The sequence below is a fragment of the Streptomyces sp. TRM64462 genome (assembly GCF_013362995.1).
Taxonomy (GTDB): Bacteria; Actinomycetota; Actinomycetes; order Streptomycetales; family Streptomycetaceae; genus Streptomyces.
The window spans coordinates 1-10602 of sequence record NZ_JABWDV010000214.1 but is presented as its reverse complement, the minus strand read 5'-3'; the positions used below and the strand labels follow the sequence as shown (position 1 = coordinate 10602).

Below are 10602 nucleotides of genomic sequence, written 5' to 3'. Positions count from 1 at the left end.
TTCACGTCGGGCTCCACGGGCCGCCCCAAGGCCGTCGGCGTCGAGCACCACGCGCTGGCCGCGCACGCGGCGACCGCGCGGGAACGGTTCGGCATCACGTGCGGCGACCGAGTGATGAACTTCGCGTCGTTCTCGTTCGACGCCTCTCTTGAGCAGGTCCTGCCCGCGCTCGGCGCCGGCGCGACGGTGGTGATCCGCCCGGACGAGGTGTGGACGGTGGAGGAACTCGCCGCCCGCGTACGGGAGGAGCGCGTGACCGTCATGGAGGTCACCCCGTCGTACTGGGAGGAGATCGCCGCCCGGCTCGACACGGTCGCGGACGACCTGCGGTGCCTGCGGCTGGTGGTCACGGGCGGCGAAACACTGCCGTCGGCGCCGCTGGCCCGCTGGTTCGCGTATCTGCCGCACGTCCCGGTGCAGAACACGTACGGCCCGACCGAGTCGGTGATCTCGGCGACGTCGCGGCTGGTCACGGGCCCGGTCGACGGGCGGGTCCCGATCGGCACGGCGTGGGGGGCGCGGCGTACGTACGTCGTGGACGCGCGGGGCGAGCTGGTGCCCGTGGGCGTCCCGGGTGAACTCCTCGTCGGCGGCCCCGAGCTGGCGCGCGGCTACCTGGGACAGCCGGGCCTCACGGCGGAGCGGTTCGTGCCGGACCCGTTCGGCGGCGGTGCGGGCGGCCGGCTGTACCGGACGGGTGACATCGTGCGGCGGCTGCCGGACGGGGAGCTGGACTTCCTGGGCCGCACGGACCACCAGGTGAAGATCCGCGGGTTCCGTATCGAGCTGGGCGAGATCGAGGCCGTGCTGGAACAGCACCCCGGTGTGTACGCCGCTGCCGTCCTGGTCCGTGAACTGCGCGGCGACCGCTGCCTGGTGGGGTACGCGGCCGGGCGGGGCCTGGACGCGGGGAAGCTCGCCGAGTGGTGCCGGGGCCGGCTGCCGGGCTACATGGTGCCCGCGGCGTTCGTCCTGCTCGACGCGCTGCCGCGCACCGTGCAGGGCAAGCTCGACACTGCGGCGCTGCCCGATCCGGAACCTCCGGCCACGGCCGCGTTCGTGGCGCCCCGGACGCCCACCGAGGTGGTGACGGCGCAGATCTGGGCCGAGGTGCTGGGCCTGCCCCAGGTCGGGGCCCGCGACGACTTCTTCGCGCTCGGCGGCCACTCGCTGCGCGCCGTCGCCGCCGCGTCCCGGCTGCGCGCCGCGTTCGACTGCCCGGTCCAGGTGCGGGACCTGTTCGAGCACCCGACGGTCGAGCGGCTCGCCGCGGAGGTGGAGCGGCGGCTCGTCGACGAGATCTCCGCGATGAGCGACGACGAGATCGACCTGTCCCTGACGACCGACCTCTGACCCCGGGGCCCACCGAGCACGGCCACCGCCGCCCTCGGTCACCGGGCCCCCGGCCCCGGTCCTCGGGCCACCGAACCCACCCCGGGCTTCGGGCCCTCGGGCCCCTGCCTCCGACACCGGCACCCACCGAACCCCGGCCCGGGGAGGGAGCCCCGCTGCGGGCCATGGACCCGGCCCCGCTGCGGGCGACGGGCCCGGCCCAGGCCACCGGCCCGGCCCCCCGCCGCGTGCGTCGGACCTCGACCACCACCCAGGGCAGCGACCCCAGACCCACCGATCCCAACAGGGCCCCGAGCGGCCCGGCACGACTTCGACGACGACTCCCGTAGCCACAAGGCCCGGCCCAGCGACCCGAGCCCGGCCAGGAGCGGCCCGCTCCCACCTCGCCCCCCGAGGGCAGCCAACCCGACCAGGGCCACCGGCCCGGCCCCCGAGCCTCGGCCCCGCCGGTCTCGGTCTCGGGCGGCGGTTCGCCCCGAGCGTCTCCCCCCCTTGCTTCACGCCATTGGCCACCGACACACCGATTGGACGGTATTCACCATGACCACTGCACAGGCCGAACCCTCCACCACGGTCCAGGGGCTCTCCCCCGCCGCGCGCCGGCTGCTGGAGCGCCGGCTGCGGGGTCGGGCCGGGGCCGGGGTGCCCGCCGGGATACCGCGGCTCGACCCGCGTCCGGAGCGCGTCCCGCTGTCGGCGGCGCAGCAGCGCCTGTACTTCCTCGACCGGGTCGACCCCGGCAGCGTCGAGTACCTGATGCCCGCCGCCTGGCGGTTCGCCGGCCCGCTGGACGTGGACGCGCTCGACGCGGCCGTACGGGACCTGGTGGCCCGGCACGAGCAGTTGCGCGTGGTGTTCACCGACGAGGAGGGCGTCCCGGCGCAGCGCGTCCTCGACGCGGCCGACCAGCCGGGCCTGCGCCGCGTGGACGTGCCCGCGGCCGTACGGGACGCGGGCCGGGGCGCGCTCGCGGAGGCCGTTCGGGAGGTGGCGGTGCGGCCCTTCGACCTGGGCGCCGAGCCGGCGTTCCGGGCGACGTTGCTGCGGGTCGCGGACGACGACCACGTCCTGGTGCTCGCCCTGCACCACATCGTCGCGGACGGCTGGTCTCTGGACGTCCTGCTGCGCGACCTGCGCGCGCTGTACGAGGCACGGCGGCGGGGCGCCGCACCGGAGCTGCCGCCGCTGCCCATCGCCTACACGGACTACGCGGCGTGGCAGCGCGGCACCGACCAGACGGCCGACCTCGGCTACTGGCGGACCGCCCTGGCCGGGCTGACCCCGCTCGACCTGCCCACCGACCACCAGCGGGGCCCGGAGCGTTCGTACGCCGGTGCCGTGCACACGGTGGAGCTGCCCGACGCCCTGGCGGGCGCGCTGCGGGAGCTGGGCGAACGGGCGGACACGACGACGTACATGACGCTGATGTCGGCGTTCCAGGCGGCGCTCGGCTTCCACAGCGGTCAGGACGACATCGCGATCGGCACGGTCGTCGCCAACCGGGAGCGGCCGGAGACGGAGCAGCTCGTCGGCTTCTTCGTGAACACGCTGGTCGTGCGGACCGATCTGTCGGGCGACCCGACGTCGGACGAGCTGCTGGCCCGCACCCGGGAGAGTGTGCTCGGCGCGCTGTCGCACCAGTCGCTGCCGTTCGAGCGGGTCGTGGACGAGCTGAGTCCGGAGCGGGACCTGGGCCGCAACCCGCTGTTCCAGGTGCTGTTCACGCACACGCCCGCCCAGGCGGGCGGGTACGCGCTGGGGGACGCGGCGGGCACGGCGTTCCCGATCGATCTGACCACCGCGAAGTTCGATCTGACGCTGGACGTCCACGAGGACGGCGACCGGATCGCGCTGCGGTTCGTGTACCGGCCGGATCTGTTCGCGGAGGAGTCGGTGGCCCGGCTCGCCGCACACACCGTGGCGGTGCTGCGGGCCTTCGTACGGGTGCCGAGTGTGCCGCTGAGCGAGATGGCCCTGCTGACGGACGAGGAGATCGCGGAGCTGCTCGGACCCGACGGGCCGGCCAACCGCCCGTCGGCGGAGGACGGTCGCGGGGACCTCGCACCGGGGCCCGCGCCGCTGACGGCGCCGGAGCGGCTGGCCGAGCGGATCCGCCGCACCCCCGGCGCGGTCGCCGTCTCGGGTGGCGGGCGGAGCCTGACGTACGCCGAGCTGGACGCGGCGTCGCGGGCGCTGGCTCGGCGGCTGCGGGCGGCGGGGGCGGGGCCCGAGTCGCTGGTCGGGGTGTGTCTCGGGCGGCGGCCCGAACTGGCCATCGCGCTGCTGGGCGTGTGGCGGGCGGGTGCGGCGTATCTGCCGCTGGACCCGGCGCATCCGCGGGCGCGGCGGGAGTTCACGGTCACGGACGCGGGCGTGTCGCTGGTGGTCACCGACGCGGCGGGCCGCGCGGCGGTCGAGGGCCTGCCGGTGGAGGTGATCGCCCTGGAGGACGCGTGCGTGCCCGACGAGGACCCCGCGGAAGCGGAGGCCGGCGACCTCCTGCCGGGGCCCGAGCGGCTCGCGTACGTCATCTACACGTCCGGGTCGACCGGGCGGCCCAAGGGCGTGGAGATCACCCACGGCAATCTCGCCTGGCTGCTGGGCGCAGCCGACCGGCACTTCGCCTTCGGCCCGGACGACGTGTGGACCCTCGTCCACTCGCCCGCCTTCGACTTCTCCGTCTGGGAGCTGTGGGGCCCGCTGACGTCCGGCGGCCGTGTCGTGGTGCTGACCGACGACGAGGTGCGCGACCCGGCGGCCGTGCTGCGGGTGCTGCGCGACGAGCGCGTCACGGTGCTGAACCAGACGCCCGCCGCGTTCAAGGGGCTGCGCGCGCACATGGCGGGGTGCGGAGCGTCGTTCGCCGGACTGGCGCTGCGTACGGTCGTGTTCGGCGGCGACGCGTTCGACGCCCGCGACTACCGCGACTGGTTCACGGTCCCGGAGGACGAGCGGCCCGCGCTGGTCAACATGTACGGGATCACCGAGACCACCGTCCATGTCACGTACCGGCTGATCACCGAGGCGGACACGGCGTCCCCGGTGACGTCGCCGGTCGGGCGCCCGCTGGCCGGGCAGCACGGCTACGTCCTGGACCGGTCGCGGCGGCTGGTGCCGCGCGGCACGGTCGGGGAGCTGTACGTGGCGGGCGGCGGTGTCGCCCGCGGCTACCGCAACCGGCCGGAGCTCACGGCGGAGCGGTTCCCGGCGGACCCCTTCGGCCCGCGCGGCACCCGGATGTACCGCACCGGTGACCTGGTGCGGGTGCTGCCGGACGGCGAGCTGGCCTATGTGGGGCGCGCCGACCACCAGGTGAAGGTGCGCGGTTTCCGTATCGAGCCGGGCGAGATCGAGACGGCTCTGCGTGCCCTGCCCGGTGTGACCGACGCCGCGGTGGTGGCCCGGGCGGACCGGCACGGCGGTGCCCGGCTCGTCGCGCATGTCGTGCTGACCGAGGGCCGTCCGCTGGACGCGACGGACCTGCGCGACCGGCTGCGCCTGACGCTGCCCTCATACATGGTGCCCGCGCTGTTCGTGAAGCACGACCGGCTGCCGCTCACCGCGAACGGCAAGGTGGACCGTGCGGCGCTGCGGGCGGTGGCGGGTGACGCGGCGGCCGCGCCGGCCGGGCATGTGCCGCCGCGCGGGGCTACGGAGGAGGCGCTGGCCCGGATCTGGGCGGAGGTGCTGGGTGTCGAGCGGATCAGCCGTACGGCGAACTTCTTCGACCTGGGCGGCGACTCGATCCTGGCGCTCCGCGTGATCGGCCTGGCCCGGTCGGCGGGCCTGGCCCTGACCGTGCCCGACCTGTTCCGGGCGCGCACGCTGGGCGACCTGGCAGGGCTCGCGACGGCGGCCGACGGCGACGAGCCGGCCCCGGTGGCGCCGTTCTCGCAGCTCGGCGCGGCGGACGCGGCGCGGCTCCCTGATGGTCTGGAGGACGCGTACCCGCTGACGATGCTCCAGGCGGGCATGCTGCACGAGATGCTCGCCGACCCGCGGCGCGGCGCGTACCACAACGTCACGGATCTGAAGATCAGCGTCCCCGAGGGCTTCGACCGGACGGCGTTCCAGGCGGCGGTGGACGCGGTGGTGCGGGAGCACGGCATCCTGCGGACGTCCGTCGACCTGGTGTCGTTCTCGGAGCCGCTCCAGCTGGTGCACCGCGAGGCCGTGCTGCCGGTCGGCTACACCGATCTGCGCGGTCTGTCCCGCGAGGAGCAGCGGGCCGCGCTGCGGCGTCATGTGGACGAGGAGTTCGGGCGGCGGTTCGATCTGGCGGCGCCCCCGCTGGTCCGTATCCATCTGCATCACATCGCGGACCACGAGCTGCGGCTCACGCTGACGGACTGTCATGTGGTCCTGGACGGCTGGAGCCTCACGTCGCTCATCGCGGACCTGCTGGACCTGCACCGCCAGGCGGTGGCGCACGGCCGCACGCCGCGCCTTCCGGCCGCACCGCGCTTCGCCGAGTACGTGGCGCTGGAGCGTGCGGCGCTGGAGGACGGGACGGGCCTGGACTACTGGCGTACGGTGCTGGGCTCCCTGAATCCGGTCCGGTTCACGCGGCGCGGGGCCGAGCCCCTGGAGGGCGGCCGGAACGCGGAGGGCGTGTACGAGACGCGGCGCTCGTACGCCCGGCTGGCCGAGCCCGTGGGACGGCTGGCCCGGAGGGCCGGGGTGCCCCGGCGCACGGTGCTGCTGACGGCCTTCCACCATCTGATGAGCCTGTTCGCGGAGCGGGACGGCGACGGCGACAGCGGCGGCGGCGCGGCGGGGCACGCCGTCGGCCTGGTGACGAACGGCCGGCCCGAGCTGCCGGGCGCGGACCGGATGCGGGGCCTGTTCCTCAACACCGTCCCGTTCGGGGTGCGCCGGCCGCGTGGCAGCTGGCTGGAGTACGTGCGGGAGGTGTTCGCCGCCGAGCGGGAGATGCTGCCGCACCGCAGGGTGCCGCTGGTGCGGCTCGGGCAGCTGCGGCCCGGTGAACCGAGCCCGGTGCAGGCGGTGTTCAACTTCGTCAACTTCCACCGGCTGTCCGGCGACACCTGGGACGAGTCGCTGGAGATCGCCCGCACCATGTTCCCGCTCCTGGTGAACGCGAGCGTGGACGGCTTCCAGCTCGACGCGGACCCGGAGTACCTGTCCCCGGCGACCGCCGACCAGTTGGCGGATCTGCTGTGCGCCGTGCTCGACACGATGGTGACCGCGCCGGACGCGCCCGTGTCGCGGCCCGCGCTGCGCGGTGCGGCGCGCGAGCGTGCGCTCGGTGAGTGGGCGCGCGGGCCCGTGCTCGCCGGTGAGGGGCGCATGTTCCACGAGTGCGTGGCGGATCACGCCGCCAGGACACCGGACGCGGTCGCCGTCGCGTACGCGGGCGGCGAGGTGACGTACGCCGGGCTGGACGCGGACGGTGAGCGGCTGGCGCTGCGGCTGCGGACGCTGGGCGTGGGGCCGGAGACGGTCGTGGGGATCTGTGTGGACCGGGGCCCGGACATGGTGCGGGCGGTGCTCGGCGTGCTCAAGGCGGGCGGGGCGTTCCTGCCGCTGGACCCGCGGCACCCCACGGAGCGGCTCGCGTTCACGGCGCGGGACAGCGGGATGCGGGTGCTGCTCACCCAGTCCGCGCTGGACGGGACGGTGCCGTTCGAGGGGCCGGCGCTGTGCCTCGACGACCCGGCGACGTGGGCGGCGCCCGAGGAACCTCCGGCAGGGGCACCGGCGGCCGCGCCTTCGCTGAGCCCGGACAGCACGGCGTACATCATCTACACGTCCGGCTCGACGGGCACGCCCAAGGGTGCGGCGATCCCGCACCGCGGTCTGACGAACATGCTGGAGGGCCAGCGTGACCTGGTCGCGCCGACCCCGGCCGACCGGGTGCTGCAGTTCGCGTCGTTCAGCTTCGACGCGTCGATCCTGGAGATGACCTGGGCGCTGGCGAACGGCGGCCGGCTGTGCACCGTCCCGAAGGACGCCCTGCGGCCGGGACCCGACCTGGCGGCGACGCTGCGGGAATACCGGATCACCGGGACGATGCTGCCGCCGAGCGCGCTCGCGGTGCTGGGCGATGACCGCTTCCCGGACCTGGAGGTGCTCCAGGTGGCGGGCGAGGCGTGCCCGGCGGAGCTGGCGAGGACCTGGTCGCGCGGCCGGCGCTTCTACAACGTGTACGGGCTGACCGAGACGTCGTCGTGGTCCGTCGCCGCCCGCCTCGGGCCCGACTGCCGGCGTGCGCCCGTCGGCCGCCCGATCCGCAACACGCAGATCTACGTGCTCGACGACGACCTCCAGCCGCTCCCCGTCGGCGTTCCGGGCGAGATCTACCTGGGCGGCCACGCCGTCGGCCGGGGCTACGTCGGCCGGCCCGCGCTGACCGCCGCGACGTTCGTACCCGACCCGTACGGCGCTCCCGGCGACCGGCTGTGCCGCACCGGTGACATCGGGGCCCAGCGGCCGGACGGCTCCGTGGAGTGGCTCGGCCGGCGGGACAGCCAGGTGAAGCTGCGCGGGTTCCGTATCGAACTGGGCGAGGTCGAGCACGCGTTGCGGGAGCTGCCCGGGGTGCGCCAGGCGGTGGTGCTGATGCGCCGCGACCTGCCCGGCGGGGAGCCGGCCCTGGTCGCGTACGTGGTGCCGCGCGGGGAGACCGGGGCGGGCGAGGACGAGCTGCGGCGGGGCCTGCGCTCGCGGATGCCGGAGTACATGGTGCCGGCGTTCTTCGTGGTCCTCGACGCCCTGCCGGTCAACACCAGCGGCAAGATCGACAAGCGGGCGCTTCCGCTGCCGCGGGCCGGTCGCGGGCGGGGCGGCGCCCCGTACGTGGCGCCCCGCACCCCTGCCGAGCTGGTGCTGGCCGAGGTGTGGCGCGGCGTCCTGGGCGTCGACGAGGTGGGGGTGCACGACGACTTCTTCCGGCTGGGCGGCAGCTCCCTGTCCACGGTCCGCGTGGCCGCGCAGGCGACGGCGCGCGGCGTGCGGGTGACGGTGCGGGACCTCATCGAGGCTCCGACGGTCGCGGGCCTCGCGTCCCGTGCCGAGGCGGCGGGGGACGGGGCGGTCAGGTCGGAGGTCCGGCTGCGGGACGGCGAGGGCGCGCCGCTGTGGTGCGTGCACCCGACCGGGGGCAGTGCCGCGTGGTACGTGCCGCTGGCCCGCGCGCTGCCGCCGGGGCGTCCGGTGCGGGCGTTCCAGGCCCGTGGCCTGCTGGGCGGCGTGGACCCGACCACCGTGCCGGGGATCGCGGCGAACTACGTCGCCGAGATGACCGCCGACGGCGACGGCGGGCGCGGGCCGCACGACCTGCTGGGCTGGTCCATGGGCGCCAACCTGGCGCTGGAGATGGCGACGCAGCTGTACGAGGCCGGGCACACCGTCGAGCCGCTGGTGCTGATCGAGCCGTATCTGCCCAACCCGGCGGCGGCCCGGCGGCTGGCCGGGGTCGGCCGGGACATGGAGACGGCGCGGGGCATGCGGGACCGGATCCGCGCGCTGGCGCCGTCGCCGGAGCGGGAGGCCGCCGTGGCGGAGCTGACGGCGCTGCTGCTGGGCGCGGGGATGAGCCCGAGCGAGGCCGCGCTGGTGGAGAACGCGCCGATCGAGGTGTGGCACTCGCTGCTCGTGGCGCTGTCCGGCTACCGGGTGCGCCCGTACCCGGGCCATGTCCACCTCGTGGTGGGCGGCGTGGCCGCGGGGCTGCCCGAGGGCGAGCCGATGCCGGGCCTGGACGTGGACTACCGCACGTACGTGGAGCGGTGGCGTGAGCTGGCGCTGGGCGGTCTGACCGTCCATGTGACGGAGGGGGACCACATGTCGATGATGTCGGAGCGGCTGATGCCGAAGACCGCCGCGCTGCTCGCGTCGATCGGGGCGGAGGCCCGCCGATGACCACCACGGCCACGGAGCCCACGACCGAGCCGACGACCGAGCCGGCCACCGAGCCGACGACCGCGCTCACGACCGCGCATGCGACCGCGACCGGGTTCACCGAGCGGTACCTGCTGTCGCCCGCCGTCAACGCCGATCCGTACGGGTATCTCGACGCCCTGCGCGACCACGACCCGGTGTACTGGAGCCCCCTGCACCGCGCCTGGCTGGTGACCGGGCACGATCCGCTGATGCGCTGCCTGCGCGACCCGGCGGTCTCCGCGGAGCGGGTGCGGCCGCTGATGGACGCCGTGCCGGAGGGCGCACGCGAGGACGCGGAGCGGGCGTTCACGATCCTGTCCCGCTGGATGGTGTTCAACGACCCGCCCGAGCACCGGCGGCTCCGCCAGGTGTTCCAGGACCAGTTCGCCGCGCGCGCCATCGGCCGGTACCGGGGGCTCGTCGAGCGGGCGGCGCGGGCGATGCTCGACCGCCGCGCCGCACCCGGCGGGGCCGGCGACCTGGTGGCGGACATCGCCCGGCCGCTGCCCGCCCTGGTCTTCGCCCGCTGGCTGGGCGTACCGCCCGCGCACGGGCCGTCCTTCTGGTACTGGAACGCCCGGGTGGGCGACCTGGTGCTGGGCGCGGCACAGGAGGAACGCGAGTACCGCACGTCGCTGCAGTCGCTGTGCAACCTGGAGGACTACCTCGCAGACCTGGTGCGGCAGCGCCGTGCCGAGCCGAAGGACGACCTGATCAGTGCCGTCCTCGCGGGCGGCCGGATCGGGACGTCGGTCAGCGAGGAGGAGTTCGTCGGGATGCTGACGCAGATGGCGTTCGCCGGCGGCGAGACCACGAGCAACCTCATCGCGAACACCGTCCTGGCGCTGCTGCGCAATCCCGAGGAGCTGGCGGCGGTGCGCGACGATCCGGGTCTGGTGCCGGCGGCCGTCGAGGAGACGATGCGGTGCGACGGCCCGTCGAAGATGTCGATCAGGACGGCGGCCCGCGATCTCGACCTGGACGGGCGGCCGGTACGGGCGGGCGATCGGCTGTTCCTGGTCACGGCCGCCGCCAACCGCGACCCGGCGCGGTTCCCCGACCCGGACCGGTTCAGCGTGCGGCGCGGCAGCGGCAGCCCGTCGCACCTGGGGTTCGGTTTCGGCCCGCACTTCTGCATCGGGGCCGCGCTGGCCCGGCTGGTCGCGGTGAGCGCGGTGGAGGTGCTGGTGCGTGAGCGCCCGGGCCTCGCGCTGGGCGACGAGCCGCTGGCATGGCAGCTGTCGCTGCTCAACCGGGCGCTGACGGCGCTGCCCGTGCGCTACTGACCCGCCCGCTTCCAACTGACACCTGGGCACCTGCGCAACACCCTGCGCACCTGTGCCT

The 10602-nt window shown here is 75.2% G+C and carries 3 protein-coding genes; all 3 read left to right on the top strand.

Features of this window, described 5'->3' with window-relative positions:
* Positions 1–1353 (top strand): non-ribosomal peptide synthetase (locus HTZ82_RS09760; RefSeq protein WP_175408923.1); only part of this gene is annotated, 1353 nt, incomplete at its 5' end.
* Positions 1354–1893: 540 nt separating this feature from the next.
* A complete protein-coding gene (locus tag HTZ82_RS09755; RefSeq protein WP_175408922.1) occupies positions 1894–9237 on the top strand; it encodes a non-ribosomal peptide synthetase in 7344 nt (2447 codons plus the stop codon).
* Positions 9234–10544, top strand: coding sequence for a cytochrome P450 (locus tag HTZ82_RS09750; RefSeq protein WP_175408921.1), 1311 nt, complete (start codon positions 9234–9236; stop codon positions 10542–10544). Before HTZ82_RS09755 ends, HTZ82_RS09750 begins: the two co-directional genes overlap by 4 nt.
* Positions 10545–10602: the final 58 nt, after the last annotated feature.

Excerpts from the sequence above, each read along its gene's own strand:
- HTZ82_RS09755 (WP_175408922.1), top strand. The coding sequence starts at position 1,894 with ATGACCACTGCACAGGCCGAACCCTCCACCACGGTCCAGGGGCTCTCC.
- HTZ82_RS09750 (WP_175408921.1), top strand. The coding sequence starts at position 9,234 with ATGACCACCACGGCCACGGAGCCCACGACCGAGCCGACGACCGAGCCG.